This window comes from Microbacterium sp. Leaf151 (assembly GCF_001424225.1).
Classification (GTDB): Bacteria; Actinomycetota; Actinomycetes; order Actinomycetales; family Microbacteriaceae; genus Microbacterium.
On the sequence record NZ_LMOR01000004.1, the window covers coordinates 495,169 to 511,886 of the forward strand.

Annotated in this window: 12 protein-coding genes; 9 read left to right on the forward strand and 3 right to left on the reverse strand. The window is 72.1% G+C overall.

What is annotated here, in order from left to right; genetic code table 11:
- Positions 1-346: 346 nt before the first annotated feature.
- Positions 347-1,807, reverse strand: coding sequence for an NAD(P)H-quinone dehydrogenase (locus ASF76_RS13035; RefSeq protein ID WP_055958514.1), 1,461 nt, complete (start codon positions 1,805-1,807; stop codon positions 347-349).
- Between the two features lie 170 nt (positions 1,808-1,977).
- Between ASF76_RS13035 and ASF76_RS13040 the strand changes: the two genes are divergently transcribed.
- Positions 1,978-2,811 (forward strand): purine-nucleoside phosphorylase, encoded by an 834-nt coding sequence (locus ASF76_RS13040; protein WP_055958517.1) that lies wholly within the window; start codon positions 1,978-1,980, stop codon positions 2,809-2,811.
- Between the two features lie 53 nt (positions 2,812-2,864).
- Positions 2,865-4,598 carry a phospho-sugar mutase gene (locus tag ASF76_RS13045; RefSeq protein ID WP_055960112.1) on the forward strand — a complete coding sequence of 578 codons (1,734 nt, stop codon included), beginning with the start codon at positions 2,865-2,867 and terminating at the stop codon, positions 4,596-4,598.
- A 256-nt stretch (positions 4,599-4,854) separates the two neighbouring features.
- Here the strand turns inward: ASF76_RS13045 and ASF76_RS13050 are convergent, their stop codons facing one another.
- Positions 4,855-7,290, reverse strand: coding sequence for a helix-turn-helix transcriptional regulator (locus ASF76_RS13050; RefSeq protein WP_156459256.1), 2,436 nt, complete (start codon positions 7,288-7,290; stop codon positions 4,855-4,857).
- A gap of 261 nt (positions 7,291-7,551) precedes the next feature.
- On the opposite strand from ASF76_RS13050, the gene ASF76_RS13055 reads away from it, so the two are divergent.
- The 6 genes from ASF76_RS13055 to ASF76_RS13080 all read left to right on the forward strand — a co-directional run bounded on the left by ASF76_RS13055 (position 7,552) and on the right by ASF76_RS13080 (position 13,453).
- The gene (locus ASF76_RS13055; protein ID WP_156459257.1) at positions 7,552-8,841 is read left to right on the forward strand and encodes a PVV-CTERM domain-containing choice-of-anchor G protein; all 1,290 of its coding nucleotides are present in this window, start codon (positions 7,552-7,554) and stop codon (positions 8,839-8,841) included.
- Between the two features lie 4 nt (positions 8,842-8,845).
- Complete coding sequence (locus tag ASF76_RS13060) at positions 8,846-9,043, forward strand: hypothetical protein (RefSeq protein WP_055958527.1); 198 nt, start codon at positions 8,846-8,848, stop codon at positions 9,041-9,043.
- Positions 9,040-10,404 (forward strand): glycosyltransferase family 2 protein, encoded by a 1,365-nt coding sequence (locus tag ASF76_RS13065; RefSeq protein ID WP_055958530.1) that lies wholly within the window; start codon positions 9,040-9,042, stop codon positions 10,402-10,404. The genes ASF76_RS13060 and ASF76_RS13065 overlap by 4 nt, the downstream gene beginning before the upstream one ends.
- Positions 10,401-11,057 (forward strand): exosortase S, encoded by a 657-nt coding sequence (xrtS, locus tag ASF76_RS13070; RefSeq protein WP_055958532.1) that lies wholly within the window; start codon positions 10,401-10,403, stop codon positions 11,055-11,057. Before ASF76_RS13065 ends, xrtS begins: the two co-directional genes overlap by 4 nt.
- Positions 11,057-12,217 carry a non-hydrolyzing UDP-N-acetylglucosamine 2-epimerase gene (gene wecB / locus ASF76_RS13075; protein ID WP_055958536.1) on the forward strand — a complete coding sequence of 387 codons (1,161 nt, stop codon included), beginning with the start codon at positions 11,057-11,059 and terminating at the stop codon, positions 12,215-12,217. The genes xrtS and wecB overlap by 1 nt, the downstream gene beginning before the upstream one ends.
- 276 nt (positions 12,218-12,493) lie before the next feature.
- Positions 12,494-13,453 (forward strand): hypothetical protein, encoded by a 960-nt coding sequence (locus tag ASF76_RS13080; protein WP_055958538.1) that lies wholly within the window; start codon positions 12,494-12,496, stop codon positions 13,451-13,453.
- Between the two features lie 695 nt (positions 13,454-14,148).
- Here ASF76_RS13080 and ASF76_RS13085 read toward each other — a convergent pair.
- A complete protein-coding gene (locus tag ASF76_RS13085) occupies positions 14,149-16,077 on the reverse strand; it encodes a BglG family transcription antiterminator (RefSeq protein WP_235561303.1) in 1,929 nt (642 codons plus the stop codon).
- A 314-nt stretch (positions 16,078-16,391) separates the two neighbouring features.
- Here ASF76_RS13085 and ASF76_RS13090 point away from each other — a divergent pair, with 314 nt between their 5' ends.
- Complete coding sequence (locus ASF76_RS13090; RefSeq protein ID WP_055958541.1) at positions 16,392-16,718, forward strand: PTS sugar transporter subunit IIB; 327 nt, start codon at positions 16,392-16,394, stop codon at positions 16,716-16,718.

Sequence of the window (16,718 nt, forward strand, 5' to 3'; positions counted from 1 at the left end):
AGCGTTTATGCACGGACTAAGCGCCGCGGGCGGGTAGCAACGCCGCGGACACGCGAGGACGCGGCATCCGGATGACGGTCCGGGCCGACCGGGCGGCGCGGCGCGGCGCGCGACCGACGAGCAGGCCCGACTCCCCGCATAAACGCGATTCGTGCGCATAAACACACCGACAGCGTGTTTACGCGCACGGAGAGCGTTTATGCACGGCCCAGATGCCGCGGTTCCCGGACCCCTTCAACGGGCGCAGGATGCCCGGTCGCGCGGGCGAGCGAGCCACCGGTCGCCGCCGGGGCCGGGCACGACGTCGGAGGGAGAGGATGCCGGGGGTCCCGGCATCCGGAATGGCTCAGTCCTCGCCGGGATCGTCGTGGTCGACGATGTGCATCGCACGGGCGGCGTCGGTGATGCTCGACGTCAGCGACGGGTAGACGGCGAAGACGCGGGCGACCTGATCGACGGTGAGGCGGCGTTCGACGGCGATCGCGATCGGGTAGATCAACTCCGACGCCTTGGGGCCGACGATGACGCCGCCCATCATCGTGCCGCTGCCCTTGCGGGCGATGAGCTTGACGAAGCCGTCGGTGATCCCTTGCATCTTCGCGCGGGGGTTCGCCGACAGCGGGAGCTTGCGGACGACGCCCGCGATGCGGCCCTCGGTGACGTCCTGCTCGCTGAAGCCGACGGTGGCGATCTCGGGGGCGGTGAAGATGTTGGCCGTGATGCGGCGGGTCTCGAGCGGGATGACGATGTCGCCCAGGGCGTGGAAGATCGCCTGACGTCCCTGCATCGAGGCGACGGATGCCAGGGGCACGAAGTTCGTGCAGTCGCCGGCCGCGTAGATGTTGGGGACCGAGGTGCGCGCGACGCGGTTGACGCGGATGTTGCCGCCCGCCGTCATCTGCACCCCGGCCTGCTCGAGACCGATGCCGGCCGTGTTGGGGATCGAGCCGACCGCCATCAGGCAGTGACTGCCCTCGATCGTGCGACCGTCGGCGAGGGTGACGAGGACGCCGTCTCCGGTGTTGACGACCGACTCGGCACGGGCCTTGGCGAGCAGCGTCATGCCGCCGCGCTGGAACACGCGTTCGAGCACGGCAGCCGCATCCTGATCCTCGCCGGGGAGCACCTGATCGCGGCTGGAGACGAGCGTGACCTTCGCGCCGAGGTTCATGTAGGCCGACGCGAACTCCGCGCCCGTGACCCCCGAGCCCACCACGATGAGGTGCGACGGCACGGACTTCATGTTGTAGAGCTGCGTCCAGGTGAGGATGCGCTGCCCGTCGGGCTTGGCCGAGGGGAGTTCGCGCGGGGACGCGCCGACCGAGACGACGAGGGTCTCGGCCTCGACGCGGTCGAAGTCGGTGCCTCCCGCCTCGGTCGAGACGACGACAGCGCCGTTGCCATCGAGACGGCCGTGACCGGAGATGATGCGCACCCCGGCCTCGAGCAGGGAGGAGCGCATGTCGTCGGACTGCTGACGAGCGAGCGAAAGGAGGCGCTGGTTGACGGCGGCGAGGTTGATCGCGACCTCGGGGGTCAGCGGCTTGCCGCGGTCGTCCTTGGCGAACAGCTGCACGCCGAGGCTGCTGGCATTGCGGATGGCGACGGCGGCGTCGGCCGTGGCGATGAGGGTCTTCGAGGGCACCACGTCGGTGATGACGGCGGAGCCGCCCACGCCCGCACGCTCCACGAGGGTGACGTCGGCGCCGAGCTGCGCGGCCGACAGGGCCGCCTCGTAGCCGCCGGGGCCGCCGCCGACGATCGCGACGGACTGCTTGCGCTCGAAGCTCTGCACCATGGCATCCATTCTGTCAGCGTGGCGGCCACCGCCGATCCGCTGCCGCGGTGAAACGCACCGGGGGCCGGCCCGCGAACGAGGGCGCGGGGATCCCCGACGCCCACCCGCCGGGGACCGACACGCCCTCCGGCGGAGCCCGGCATCTGGCCCGCACGCGCCGTGCTTTCTAGAGTGGGGGGATGTCCAACAGCATCTCTCACCCGCTCGACGACCCCGCGGTCGACCCCTTCGAGGTCGCCGCGGCCGCAGCGGCCGACATCGCGCGCCTCTCGGGCGTCGCGCACCACGACATCGCCGTCACCCTGGGGTCGGGCTGGGGGCGCGCAGCCGGTCTCATCGGCGAGGAGACGGCGTCGTTCCCCGCCACCGAGGTCGTCGGCTTCTCCAAGCCCGCCCTCGAGGGGCACGTCGGCACGCTCCGCAGCGTCCGCACCCCGGGCGGGAAGAACGTGCTCGTCATCGGCGCGCGCACGCACTACTACGAGAACCACGGCGTGCGCCGGGTCGTGCACAGTGTGCGCACCGCCGCTGCGACGGGCGCCCAGACGATGATCCTGACGAACGGCGCCGGCGGTATCCGCGAGACGTGGAAGCCCGGGCAGCCCGTGCTCATCAGCGACCACATCAACCTCACCGCCGACTCGCCGCTCGAGGGTGCCACCTTCATCGACCTCACCGACCTGTATTCGACGCGCCTGCGCGACATCGCCCGGGGCATCGACCCGTCGCTCGACGAGGGCGTCTACTGCCAGTTCCGCGGGCCGCACTACGAGACCCCGGCCGAGGTGCAGATGGCCAAGACCATCGGCGGGCACATCGTCGGCATGTCGACCGCCCTCGAGGCGATCGCCGCACGCCAGGCGGGCATGGAGATCCTCGGCTTCTCGCTCATCACGAACCTGGCCGCCGGCATCCAGAAGACCCCGCTCAGCCATGAAGAGGTGCTCGAGGCCGGCCGCGAGGCCGAGCCCGTCATCTCAGCGCTGCTGGCCCGCGTGATCGGCGCGCTGTGAGCGAGAACCCTTCCGGCGATGCCGGCACGTTCGTCGACGCGGCCCGCGCCTGGATGGCGCAGGACCCGGATGCCGTGACCCGCGACGAGCTGTCCGCTCTGCTCGCGCGCGTGGAGGGCGGGGATGCCGAGGCGGCCGAGGACCTCGCCGATCGCTTCCGCACCCGCCTGGCGTTCGGCACCGCGGGACTCCGCGGCGCTCTCGGCGCCGGCCCCAACCGCATGAACCGGGTACTCGTCGCCCAGGCCGCGGCCGGCTTCGCCGCGTTCCTCGGCGAGCGTGCCGGTTCGACGACCCCGACCGTCGTCATCGGGTACGACGGTCGGCGCAACTCCGACGTGTTCGCACGCGACTCGGCCGAGATCTTCGCGGGGGCGGGGCTGAACGCGGTGCTGCTCCCGCGGATGCTGCCGACTCCCGTGCTCGCCTTCGCCGTGCGCCACCTCGGCGCCGATGCGGGCGTCATGGTCACCGCCAGCCACAACCCGCCCGACGACAACGGCTACAAGGTCTATCTCGGCGGAGCGGACGAGGGCGCGCAGATCGTCTCCCCCGCCGACGCCGAGATCGCCGCCCGCATCCAGCGCATCGCCGACGCGGGCAACGTGAGCGTGCTCCCCCGCTCGGTCGGGTACGCCAACGCCCCCGAGTCGCTCGTCGACGCCTACGTCGCCGCCACCGCCGCCATCGCCCCGGCACCCGCGGGCGCTCGGGGATTGCGCTGGGCCTACACCGCGATGCACGGCGTGGGATGGGACACCGTCTCGCGGGTGCTCGCCATGGCCGGGTACCCCGCGCCCACGCTCGTGGAGGCGCAGATCGAGCCTGACGGCCGCTTCCCCACCGTCGCCTTCCCCAACCCGGAGGAGCCGGGCGCGATGGACCTCGCCTTCGAGACCGCGCGCACCTCGGACGCCGAGCTCGTCATCGCCAACGATCCGGATGCCGACCGCCTTGCCGTCGCCATCCCCGACGCCGACGCGGAGGGCGGCTGGCGCCGGCTCAGCGGCAACGAGATCGGGCTGCTGCTCGGGTGGCGGGCCGCCCGGGAAGCAGCCGCCGCCCGCGACGGCTCAGCGGACAAGGTCGCAGCCGGCGACGGCGGAGCCGGCCACGACTCGTCGGACGGCTCGTCGCACGGCGCCCCCGACGCGGATGCCGGCTCCCCGGCATCCCTCGCCTGCTCGCTCGTGTCGTCGCCCGGGCTCCAGGCGGTCGCCGAGCACTACGGTCTCGCCTTCCACTCCACCCTTACGGGCTTCAAGTGGATCTCGCGGGCGCCGGGCATCGTCTTCGGCTTCGAGGAGGCCCTCGGCTACCTCGTGAACCCCCGCACCGTCCGCGACAAAGACGGCATCTCCGCCGCCGTGGCGATGCTCGGCATGGCCGCCGAGGCACGGGGGCAGGGGCGCACGGTCGCCGACCTGCTGCAGGAGTTCCGCGACACCTTCGGCGCGTTCGCGAGCGACCAGATCTCGATCCGGGTCAGCGACGTGGGCGAGATCGCCGGGATCATGGCATCCCTGCGCGCTCACCCGCCCACGACCGTCGGCGGTGTCGCGGTCGCGCGGATCGACGACCTGCTCGCCGGTGTCGACGATCTGCCCCCGGGCGATGTGCTGCGCCTCTGGCTCGACGGCGGATCGCGCCTCATCGTGCGCCCGAGCGGCACGGAACCGAAGCTCAAGCTGTACCTGGACGTGCGCGGCTCCTCGGCCAAGAAGGCCCGCCGCCGCCTCGAGGCGCTGCGCGCGGGCGCGGAGGAATTGCTGGCCGCGGTGCGCTGACAGGGGCGGGCGACGTCGCTGCGGCGAGGCTCCTTCGACGTCGTAGCGCGGGGGCGTGCGAGTCTGCGGCGGGACTCCGGCGGCGTTGTCGGAGCACGGGAGCGTCCGAGACGGCGGCGGGGCTCCTGCGCCGTCGGAGCGCGGGAGCCTCCAAGACGGCGGCGGGGCTCCGGCACCGTCGTCGGAGCGCGGCCGCGTCCGAGTCGGCGTCGCCGCCTTCGTCGTGGCGGAGCGGCCTCGCCGGGTCTCGATCCCGTCAGCGCTGTACGAGCGGGCGGGCCGCGCCGACGGCCTGTCCGAACCTCTCCTGGCGACTCATGCCCAGGCGCGTGCGGGCGTGATGCAAGTGCGATTCGACCGTACGCACCGACAGACCGAGACGACGGGCGATCTGCGCGTTCGTCGCGCCCGTCATGGCGAGATCGACCACCTGCCGTTCGCGTGAGGTCAGCAGATCGAGCGTGGGCTGAGCGTCGACGCGGGCGGCCTCGTGCAAGTCGGCGACGAACGCGCGCACGGGTGCGAGATCGAACCTCTCGGCCAGCGCCACCGCGCGCTCCCGGACCTCCGACACAGGAACACCGGCGTCCACCATGATCTGCAGGAGCGCGGGCAGGAGGACCGGCATCCGCCGTTCGGCCAGAGAGATCGCGCGGGACGCCCGCGCCGCAGCGGCATCCGGCCGGCCGTTGGCCACCTCGAACCGCGCGCACACCGTTTCGCGCAGTACCGGGAACGCGCCGCACGCCCGTCCCGTCGAGGCAGCGTCGATGCGCTCGAGCGCTTCGGCCGCGTGTACGAGATCGCCCCGGGTGATGAAGGCGACGGCGCGGATGGCGTCGAACCAGATGCGGAACGACTCCGGCGGGGCGATGCGCGGGATCTGGAGGCTGGCGAAGGCGACGTCGGGCCGCATCCGCAGAAGCTGCACCGACGCGTCCAGAAGGGCGAGGACGGCGACCTCGTCCTGACGGTCGGCCCACCGCGCCGACAGGAGGCGGCGCCTGGTCGCACCTTCGATGACGACGAGATCTTCACCGATCATCACCATCGTGTAGGCGTGCAGCAGGAACAGCGTGAGGTCGGACTCGACCTCCCACCCGTGCGTCTCCTGCCGACCGCGCAGCAGGGCCCGCGCGCGGGCGGCCTCACCGCGCGCCGCGGCGAGCGCAGCCTGGAGCGCGTCGTCGACGACGGCCGCGTCGGGCCGTCCCGCATCGACGGGCTGCGGCGACGGCGCCCTCTCAGCGAACGAGGCACCGTTGGGCAGCGACAGCATCGCCACCGCCTGCTCGACGCGGATGCGCCAGTCGCCATCGTCGGGCGCCCAGCTCGCCAGCGCCCGCAGACGGTCGCGGGCCGCTTCGGACCCCGCGCACGTCGCGCACAGCGTCCGGACGTACACGTGCAGGGCCAACTCGCGCTCGGCCGCCGACGCGGGCTCGGGAAGAGTGCGCAGCAGGAGCTCGGCCTCGGCGTAGTCCTCGAGGGCGATACGCGTGAGAATGAGCGCCGCCGATGCGCGCAGGTCGGGGCCGTTGTCGAGGACGCGGGCGATCACCGACAGGGAGTCGCGCGGCACGCCCGATCGCGCGAGTGTGAGCGCCGCGCGCGGCAGCACCGCCGCCAAAGGCTCGGCGAGGGGTCCGACCACCTCGACCGTCCCGGCGAAACGCGCGCAGAACACCTCTTCGGCGGGGGTCAGCACATCGCCGTGCCGGAGGAGATCGAGGAGGCGGTGGGCGATGTCGCGACGCTCGTCGAGGTGCTCTTCGCGCGGCGCGGAGTCGTGGACGACCCGGGCCAGCAGCGGACTCACGGCGGCCGACCCCGCCTCGACCGAGGCCACGACGAGGTTCCCGTCGTGGAGGCGCGCGAGCACGTCGGCGGGCACGACCGATCCGATGTGACGCAGTGGAATGGCGCCGAGCTCGAAGACGATGCCCAGCAGACGGCGGTCGCGCGCGTCCAGCGGTGCCAGCATCCGCGTCAGGGATGCCACGAGGCCACCGGGCAGCAGATCGGCGAACGGCTCGATCGGGCACACCGCGTGCATCCGCCCGCGGGCCGCGGCGACCTCGATCAGCTCGCCGACGAGCCCGGGGCTTCCCCCACTGAGGTGGTGCAGCGCCATCATCCACGCGTCGTCCGCGGGTCCGACCCCGTGCCGGCTCTCCCTCAGCGCGTTCGCCAGGGCGGCCGTCTCAGCGAGAGCGAGCGGCCCCACGGCGATGTTCAATCGGTCGGCGTCCTCGACCAGCGGTCGCAGCAGCTCCCAGCGGTGGATCGAGCCGCGGGCGACCTCGTGCCGGGGAGCGAGGGCCGCCAGGAGCACGGCACTCGATGCGCCCAGGGCGTCGATGAGCGCGGCCGCCCCGGCATCCGGAAGCAAGTCGATGTCATCGACGACGAGGACTCCGGCGCGAAACTCGACCTCCGCGACCACGTCGGCGACATCGTCCGCACCGATGAGGGCGCGCCGATCGGACATCCCCGAGCGCACCGTCACGACGCCCGCCCGTGTCTCGATGACGAACGTCGGCCGCGACTGCGCCTCGGCGATCGCCGCCAGCAGGCGTGAGCGACCGCTCCGCGCCGGCCCCGTCAGCAGAACGCCGCGTTTCGCGCGCAACGCCTCCGCCGCGATGGATTTCTCCCGCGCGCGCCCCATCAGTGGTCGACCTGCACCCATGCGGTGTCTCCCTGCACTCCCCCGCGTCCACGGACGCGGCCCCGAATCGTTCCTACACCGAACTCGGTGTCGGTTCCGAGCTTTCGACGGGGAATCAGTAGTCAATGAGACATACGGAGCCGAAAGAAGAACCCTAAGTAGTCCGATTCCGTACGGGGCACGGATGCTTCCGCCCGATCGCGCGCCTACTTTCACCTTGCACCGCACCATCCGGCCCGCGGTGGGCCCGAAGGTGTGCGGCCATCCAGGAAGCAGGCATCCATGACCATTCGTCCACACACCTCTGCTCGAACGGGGAGGGCCGTGCGAGCCGTCGGGGCCACCGTCGCCGTCGCAGCCCTCCTCCTCCCCGCCACGGCGGCGCACGCCGCCCCGGTGGACGTCGTATCGCAGGGCACGGGCCGTCTCGTTCAGACGTCCCTCCTCGGCACCGACATCCTCGACACCGTCGTCGCCCTCCGCGGCGCGAACGCCGTCAACACCGACGCCTCGGGCGACGTCATCGTCGACCAGCCCCTCGACGCCGAGGCCCTCGCGGGTCTCGTCGCACTGCAGGCGGGTTCGACGAACCTCTTCGGCGACAACGGCATCATCCAGCTCGGCGCGGTGGGTCAGTACGCTCGCGCGAACGACGACGGCAGCTCGTCGGCGTTCTCGGGCGCGGTCTCGGCGGCACCGAGCCTCATCGGCGTCGGCACCGTCACGCCCTCCAGCGTCGGCGACCCCTCGGCGGAGAACACGGGCAGCATCACGGTCGGAGGCGCCGACGCCCTGGCGGGGCTGCAGGTGAACATCGGAACGCTCGCGGCATCCGCCACCCAAACGACCGACGGCACGCAGAGCGGGCAATACGTCGTCGCCGACGTCGGCGTCGTCGTCAACGGCACCCTCGTCTCGGGCGTGCTGAACACCCTCAACCCCGCGATCAACACGCTGCTGACCGCGGCCGCCGTCGCCGGTCTCGACCTGGACAACCCGTTCGCCTCCGGCACCATCACGCTGACCGAAGACGACCTGCTGGCGGCGGCGGGGGTCGCCGACATCAATGCTCTCCCGCCCGGCACCGACCTGCTCTCGTTCGTGCCCGCAGCCGTGGTCACGCAGATCTCCGACGGTGTCAACGGGATCCTGGATGCCGTCCAGGACCGCGTCGACGAGCTGGGTCTGGCCGGTCTCGTCCTCGGCACCGCACTCGGTGCCGCGGAAGCCGTCATCAACCCGGTGCTCGACGGCCTGGTCGACAGCCTCCAGGGCCCGCTCGGCGCGGCGATCACCGCGCTCGCGCAGCTGCAGGTCAACGTGCAGTCGACGGACAGCGGAACCTTCACCCAGACGGCGCTGCGGGTCGGCCTCGGCACGGCGGGCGCTATCGCGATCGTCGACCTGGCCACCGCGTCGGTCGGCCCCAACGCCGGTCAGCTGGCCGTGCCCGTGGCAGGTCCCGAATCGCTGGCTCTCGCCGGAGGAGGATTCGGTCTCGCAGCCGTCATCGTCGCCGCCGTGCTGCTGCGACGTCGCAGCCAGCACGTGGCCACACCGGCCCAGGGCTGATCACGTGTACCGCAACGGTGCGATGGGCGGCGGCGCCGTCGGCATCCTCGCGGTCACCGGCTACGCGGCCCCGACGGCGACACTCGCCGTCGTCGGGGTCGGCGCAGCAGTGATCGGCGGACTGCTCGCCTGGCGCTCGCGGCGTCTTCGGTCACAGGATGCCGTCGACCTGGCATCCGGAGAGGACACCCCCCGCTCGTGAACGCGCTCGAGTTCCTCTTCTCGCTCTCCTTCGTCTTCCTGGTGATGTTCCTCACCTACACGGCGCTGATCGTCGTCCCCTTCGTGCGCCGTCGCGGCGCCGTCGAGGGCGATCCCGCGGGGTTCGAGTGGCACGCGTTCATCCCCTGTCGAGACGAAGCGGCGGTGATCGCCGAGACGATCAGGAGGACTCGCGAGCGCTTTCCGACGGTTCATCTGTGGATCATCGACGACGCCAGCACCGACGGCACGGGCGACATCGTCGCCGGCTTCGCCGACGCGGATCCCCTGGTGCACGCCGTGATCCGACGGCTTCCCGATGCCCGCACGGGCAAGGGGGCCGCCCTGAACGCCGCGTACGTCCGGTTAGCGGAGTGGCGGGAACTGCGCGGTGACCGCGGCGTCGAGGACGACCACACGATCGTGATCGTCCTCGACGCCGACGGGTCGCTCGCCGAGAACGCCCTCCGTCAGGCGGCCGGCCCCGCGGCGTTCGGCTCGCCCGACGTGGGAGCGACCCAGGTGGCCGTGCGCATGAGCAACCGAGACGACCCCGCCCCGGCCGCGGGGAAGAGCGGGTTCGGTCAGGCCTGGGCGCGGTATCTCATCCGCATGCAGGACATCGAATTCCGCACGACCATCGCGGCGATGCAGGTGCTTCGCATGCGGACGGTGTCGGTGGGGCTCGGCGGCAACGGGCAGTTCACCCGACTCAGCGCCCTGCGCGCCGCCTCCGCCGTGGAAGGCGTGCCCTGGGGCGACGCTCTGCTGGAGGACTACGAGGTGGGCCTTCGCATCATGCTCGCCGGCTACCGCACCGTGTACGCCCACGACACGTGGGTGTCGCAGGAGGCGCTGCCCTCCGCACGACGCCTGCTCACCCAGCGCACCCGCTGGTGCCAGGGCGGCCTGCAGTGCGCTCGCTACCTGCCCAAGATCTACGCGTCCCGCACCTTCACCAACGCGGGGGCGTTGGAGGCGGCGTATTTCCTCGCCATCCCGTACATCCAGCTGATCGGGTTCGTGCTGTGGCCCACGGTCACCATCGCCATGGTCGTGTCCGGCGCGCTGTCGCCGGGCGGTCTGTTCGGCTGGCTGGCCGGCGCCACCTGGATCATCCCGCTGTGGATCCTCACCGGCATCCTCCCCTTCGCCCTCTGGCCGCTCGTGTACGTCACGCGCGAGGAACGGCATCCCCTCTGGCGTGCGGGGCTCTGGGGCCTGGGGTACTGGCTGTACATGTACCAGAGCTACATCTGCGTCGTGCGCGCCTTCGGCCGCATGATGACCGGGCGCCGGGGTTGGACCAAGACCCGCCGCAACGCCGAGGCCGGACGCCTGCTGCTGGCGGTGGAATCGTGAGCGTCGCTGTCACGCCGTTGCGGGCCCGCGGCGATCGGGCGAGCGCCCGTGATCGACGCGTCAGGATCGCCCGCCTGGCCACCGCGGGGGCGCTGGCGATCGCCGCGGCGGCCCTCATCGCGACGGAGGCGACGACACGCGCCGCCGAGGCGATCCTCGCGCGGGAGTTCATCGGCCTCGTCGCCCCCGGCCGCGCGGTCGCCGCCGGTCCCATCGTGTGGTTCGGCATCGGCACCCCGGAGGTCACGGGCCTGGTGATCACCACCATGTGCTCGACCACCGTGCTCGCGGTTCCGCTGCTGCTGCTAGCCGTGGCGATTACGGGCATCACCCGCGCTCCGACCGGCCGCGTCGGGATCGGGCTTCTCGTCGGACTCGGCATCGCGGTGTTCTGCAACATGGTCCGTTTCGCCTCCGCCGCCTGGGCGTACGGCGTGTACGGCCGTGAGGGGTTCGACCTCGTGCACCGCTACGTCGGGTCGTTGTTCGTCATCGTCGGCTTCGTCCTGGCGATCGTGCTGCTGCTGCGCATCTCGCTGCGCGAGTCGGGCCCGCGTCGGGCGGCCGCTCGTCCGACCGAGCCTTGGGCGACCGCTCCCCTCCCGGCTGCATCCCGCATACACGAATCCCGCCCGAACGAGGAGAGCAGCTGATGACCCCTCCCTGGATCGACGTCGTATACGGCACACGGCCAGAGGCGATCAAGTGCGCCCCACTCGTCGCCGAACTGCAGCGACGCGACGGCATCCGCACGACCGTCACCGTCACCGGCCAGCACCGCGAGATGGTCGCCGAGATCAACGCGTCGTTCGGCATCCGCCCCGACGCCGACCTCGACGTGTTCCGCCGCGGCGCCGCCCTCGCCGAGACGACATCGACGATCTTCGCCGCCCTCTCGGCCCGCTGGGCGAACGGAGCACCGGATGCCGTGGTGGTGCAGGGCGACACCGCCAGTGCCGCGCTCGCGGCGGTCGCGGCCTATTACGCCGGCGCCCGCGTCATCCATCTCGAAGCGGGCCTGCGATCGGGCGATCTGCGCTCCCCCTTCCCGGAGGAGGGCAACCGCCGCCTGATCGCCCCGCTGGCATCGCTCCATCTGGCACCGACGGAGGCCGCGCAGCGGAACCTGCTGTCCGAGGGCATCCGCCCCGACGACATCGTCGTCACGGGCAACACCGGCATCGATGCCCTGCACCGCCAGAAGACGCACCCGCAGCGCTTCGACGACCCCGCGATGGAGGAGATCGCCGTGGGCGCGGAACGCGTCGTGCTGGTCACGGTGCACCGGCGCGAGTCGTGGGGCGGGCCGCTCGCGCGTATCGCCTCGGGCGTCGCCGAGGTCGTCTCCGCGCGTCCCGACGTGGTGGCGGTGCTCCCCCTGCACCCCAATCCGCAGGTGCGCGCCGAGGTGCGCGCGGCCGTCGGTGGGACGGAGCGGGTCGTGCTGTGCGAGCCCCTCCCCTACGCGCAGTTCGGGCGGATGCTGGCGCGGGCCTACTGCACCGTGACCGATTCGGGCGGGGTACAGGAGGAGGCGCCGGCGCTCGGCGTCCCGGCCCTCGTGGTGCGCGAGACCACCGAGCGCGGCGAGGGCGTCGCCGCGGGGGCGGCGCGGCTGATCGGCACGCGCCGCGAGGCGGTCGTGGCGGAGCTCTCCGGCCTGCTCGACGACCCGTCCCTGCACGCCCGGATGTCGCGAGCGCAGAACCTCTACGGCGACGGTCGCGCCGCGCCGCGGGCGGTCGACGCGATCGAAAGGCTGCTGGGGGTGTCGTCGCGGGTCGCGCCGCAACTCGCCGGCGTCGGCTTGTAGTCCGGGGCGTCGTTGCAGCGGTGCGCGGCGGTGCGTCGTGCGGTCACCGGGCGTCGTGCGGTCACCGGGCGTCGTGCGGTCACGTCGAAACCGAAAGCAGCGTCTCGACGGGGCACGTAATGTGCAACGGGGCGTCCGATAATCGCCCCACTGCACATTCTCGACCCCAGTGACGCTCGCGGCATCCTTCCTCCCCCGCACCGATCGAGCCCGATTCGTCCACGGGAACCGCGCGAGCCGCAATGACCGGAGGGGGCTTGGCGTCATCGTGGACGGATGCCGACGGAACTCACGCTGCCGCTCATCCGCCGCACCCAGCTCGACGATCTCGGATGGGGTTCCCGACGCGTGCGCCGCGAACTCGACGCGGGGAACCTCGCCGTCGTCCGGCGTGGCGTGTACGCCCGCGCAGCCGACCTCGTGCGGCTCACCAGCACGGAGCAGAAGATCGTGCTGCGTGCTCGTGCGCTCGCGCTCGTCAGTCGTTCGCAGCCCACATTCTGCGGCATGACCGCTGCTGCGATACAGGGACTCCCCTGCGTGCGAGACGACGGAAGGCTCCACGTGCTCACCGCAGAGGATCGCCCCGGCGCGGCCGCGGACGTCGTGCGGCATCGCGACCTCCACGAGCGGAGCGCGGAAGAAGTGAACGGCCTACTGTGCACGCCCCTTGCCCGGACGGTCGCCGATGTCGCGAGGAACGATGCTCGGGACGCCGCGCTCAGCGTCGCCGACGCAGCGCTCAGGCGATACGCGTTCGAGCCGCCAGGAGCCTACGACGTGGAGGCCGCGTCGCGGTTTCGACAGGACGCCCTCGACTGGACGGCGCGGGCGACCCGGAACCGACGCACGGCGGAGCGGATCCTCCACCTCGCAGACGGTCGCGCCCAGCTCCCGGGCGAGAGCGTCAGCCGCTTGCGACTGCTCGATCTCGGCTTCGCCTCACCGTCTCTTCAGGTTCCCGTGGCCGCGCCGCACGGCGCGACGTTCTGGATCGACTTCGGGTTGGACGACGTGGGAGCGTGGGGAGAATTCGACGGGAAGGCGAAGTACCGGGATCTCGCCGAGGCGGCCGGCCAATCGGCGTTCGAGGTCGTCGATCGCGAGAAGCAGCGGGAGGACTGGATTCGCGGCACGACGAACAGGCGCTTCGCCCGATGGGGCTGGGACGACCTCCGCGACGCCGCCACCCTCGGCCGGCGCCTCCGCGCGTTCGGAATCGAGCCCCCGCGCTGATGGCGCCCACTCCGCTCCGCCCCCACGCCCGCATCGACGGCGTCCGCTCAACGCCGCGCCCGCTCGACGCCACCGCCGCGCCAGCGCCGCGATCCGCGGCCTCCGCCGACGACCCCACACCCGGGCTCCCCTTGCCGGAGCCGCCAATCACGGCATCCGCCGACGACCCCACACCGGGGCGCCGAATGTGCACCGCGGCGTCCAGAACCCGCCCCGCTGCACATTTCACGCCCCGAAGCGCAATCTCCGCCCCGATGCCCAGCCCGCGTCAACCGCGCCCGCTCAGCGCCGCGCCGCTCGACGCCCCGCCCGCTCGACACCACCGCCGCGCCGGCGCCTCAATTCTCCGCATCCGCATCCGCCAACGACCCCGCACCGGGGCACCAAATGTGCACCGGGGCGTCCAGAACTCGCCCCGCTGCACATTTCACGCCCCGAAGCGCAATCTCCGCCCCGACGCCGCGCCCGCGTCGACCACGCCCGCCCGGCGCCACACCCGCGTCCATCGAGCCCACTCGGCGCCGCGATCCGCGGCATCCGCCCGCGACCCCGCACTGGGGCGCCGAATGTGCACTGGGGCGTGCGACACCCGCCCCGTTGCACATTTCACGCCCCGCGAAGCAAACCCCGCCCGCGAAGCAAGCCCCCGCCCCGCCCATCCGGCGACAGCGGGGCGAACACCCGCGCAGCCGGCGTCAGCCGTCGATCACCGCGACCAGCTCATCCAGGAACGCCGGGAACGACGTCGCCCGGCGGACGATCCGTTGCACGCTGTCGCGCTCGCTGAACACCTCGACGAACTGTTCGAACACCGTCTGGAAGGCCTCGCGGTCGGTCTCGCTGAAGGCCACGAGCGCCACCACCTGCACGCGTCCCTCGCCCCACGTGATTGAGGGATCGGCGATGCCGATCGCGATGCGCGTCTTGGTCGCGGTCATTCCCATCGCGTGCGGCACGGCGAGCGCGTCGGTGAACGCCGTGGACGAGATCGACTCACGCTCCACCGCTCGCGCCACGTAGGCCTCGTCGATGACGCCCTGCTCGACCAGCAGCCCGCCCAGACGCCGGATGACGCCGGCCTCGCCGTCGGTGGCATCCAGTCCCCGCACGAACGCCTCGGGCGCGAAGTAGCGCTCGAGTTCGGCTCGCAGACGCGCCAGGCGTCGCCCGCGGCGGATGCGGCCGGCCGCGGCCTGTACCCGCTCGACGTCGGCGTCGGTGAGGAACGGCTGGATCCGCACGAAGCGGTCGCCCGGGCGCGGCGGGTCGATCGTGGTGAGGACGAGGTCGGTGTCGATGGCATCCCAGGCAGGGTCGATGCGCGTCTCGACGCCCACGACCTCGATCGCCTGCCCGAGCGAGCGGTCCACGCTCGAGCGCAGCAGTTCCTGCATCTCGTAGTACCCGGGGCACACGATGGTCGCCGTCAGCAGCTGGTCGGCCCGGCGACTGCGTTCGAGCCGCCCGCCGACGTGCATGGCGATATAGGCGATCTCGTCGTCGAGGATCGGGATGCCGAGGCCGTCCTGCAGCCCCTTGGCGATGTAGACGGCGACCTCGAAGATCATCGGATACGTCGACTTGAGTGATCGCGTGAGTGGATTGCGCGACCACGCCTGCTCCCGCGCCCGCGCGAGGAGGTTCTGCACGTGCAACGCCAGGCGCAGGATGAAGTCGTCGTGGGCGATGTCGACGAGGAACTCGGATGCCGCGTTCTCGACGACCCGGCGCACGGCGACCTCCACCGTCGGGTCGAGGCGCGCGCGCACGTCGTCGCCGCCCGGGGAGCCGGGGGCGACGATGCGGGTGAGCACGAGGGTGGCGAGGTGGCGCAGGTCACCGGAGCCGAGCTGCACGCCGATGTGTTTGAGGGTGAGGCGGTCGAGCAGCGTCACGACGGCCGCCGCGGCGTCGGAGGAGTCGCCGCCCGGAGAGCCGAGGGCGCGGTCGCGGGTGGTGCGGTCGGCGGCGATGGCGATGTGCATGACCACGTCGCCGATGCCGATCTCGTTGACGTAGTAGCCCAGGGCCCCGAGTTCGGCCACCAGCTCGGCCTTGAACGGCCCGAAGGCGCGTGCGCCGACCGAGCGCTCCCCGAGCGTCCGCCGCAACGCATCGAGGTCGAACAGGCCGGCATCCATCTCGTCGTGCGCGAGCTTGGACAGCAGGCGCCGTTGTGCGACCTCGGTCCCCCGCAGGCGGGCGGTGGATGCCGAACGCTCGAGCGTCAGCTCGGTCCCGCCGAGCAGTCCCCGCACGCGCGACAGGTCGGCCTCGAGGGTGGCGGGGCTGACGTGCAGCGAGTCGGCGGTGTCGAACACGTCGATGCCGTCGGCGGCATCGAGCAGACGGCGCACGAGCGTGTGCAGGCGGTCGCGCGGGGTGCCCGCGTCGGACCCGGTGATGGTGCGCAGGGCGGCGGCCGCGTTGCTTCCGGCGCGATACCCCTGCGGACCCGATTCGATCGCCGCGCCCCCGGGGACGCGGGCGTTGACGGCCGTGACGTAGGAGCGGACGCTGCGCGGAGTCACCCCGAGAGCGTCGGCGAGCGACGCCGCCGTCGACCACTCCGCATCGCGCAGCAGAAGTGCCACGAGGCGGTCTTGGCGAGTCTTCGTCGTCACGATCCGTCCTCCGCACCGCCCCGGCGGGCCGCGTCCCCTCCATCCAACCACGCGTGCGCCACAGCGGGGCGGGGCCCGCCCCGCCCGTCACGACCGCGCGCGCCCGCGGCGCGGAAGGAAACCGTCGTCGCGATCGCACGCGCGCCCGCGGCGCGGGACGAGACCCGTCGTCGCGCTCGCGCGTGCGCGGCACCTCACCGCGCGGTGCGCCGGAACAGATCGCGATCCCCATCCCTATTCCGGGGGGTGGGAAACGAACCTGGTTGTCGGCTGGGAACGAGGTGCAGACAATCGTGAGGGAGAAAGGCCGGTCGATGAGGATCCTCGTGGTGTGTGGAGCGGGTGCGTCAAGCACGTTCGTCGCGCAGCGCGTGCGCCGTGCTGCACTCGAACGCGGACTCGACCACTCCGCGTCGGCGGGAACGTCGCGTTCTCTGCCGATCGACCTCGACACCGCCGACATCGTGCTCGTGGGGCCCCACCTCGCCGCCGACATCGACCGCATCCGAGACGCCGCCGCGGCTCGGAGCGTCACCGTCGTCCTGCTCCCCGACGACGTCTTCGCCGACGTCACCGGCACCCGAACCCTCGCCCTGGTCGAAGAGGCGCTGCGCGTCCGCCAGCCCGCGGACACGATCTGA

Excerpts from the sequence above, each read along its gene's own strand:
- ASF76_RS13040 (WP_055958517.1), top strand. The coding sequence starts at position 1,978 with ATGTCCAACAGCATCTCTCACCCGCTCGACGACCCCGCGGTCGACCCC.
- ASF76_RS13090 (WP_055958541.1), top strand. The coding sequence starts at position 16,392 with ATGAGGATCCTCGTGGTGTGTGGAGCGGGTGCGTCAAGCACGTTCGTC.
- ASF76_RS13055 (WP_156459257.1), top strand. The coding sequence starts at position 7,552 with ATGACCATTCGTCCACACACCTCTGCTCGAACGGGGAGGGCCGTGCGA.
- ASF76_RS13035 (WP_055958514.1), bottom strand. The coding sequence starts at position 1,807 with ATGGATGCCATGGTGCAGAGCTTCGAGCGCAAGCAGTCCGTCGCGATC.
- ASF76_RS13080 (WP_055958538.1), top strand. The coding sequence starts at position 12,494 with ATGCCGACGGAACTCACGCTGCCGCTCATCCGCCGCACCCAGCTCGAC.
- ASF76_RS13045 (WP_055960112.1), top strand. The coding sequence starts at position 2,865 with ATGGCGCAGGACCCGGATGCCGTGACCCGCGACGAGCTGTCCGCTCTG.
- ASF76_RS13050 (WP_156459256.1), bottom strand. The coding sequence starts at position 7,290 with ATGGGTGCAGGTCGACCACTGATGGGGCGCGCGCGGGAGAAATCCATC.
- wecB (WP_055958536.1), top strand. The coding sequence starts at position 11,057 with ATGACCCCTCCCTGGATCGACGTCGTATACGGCACACGGCCAGAGGCG.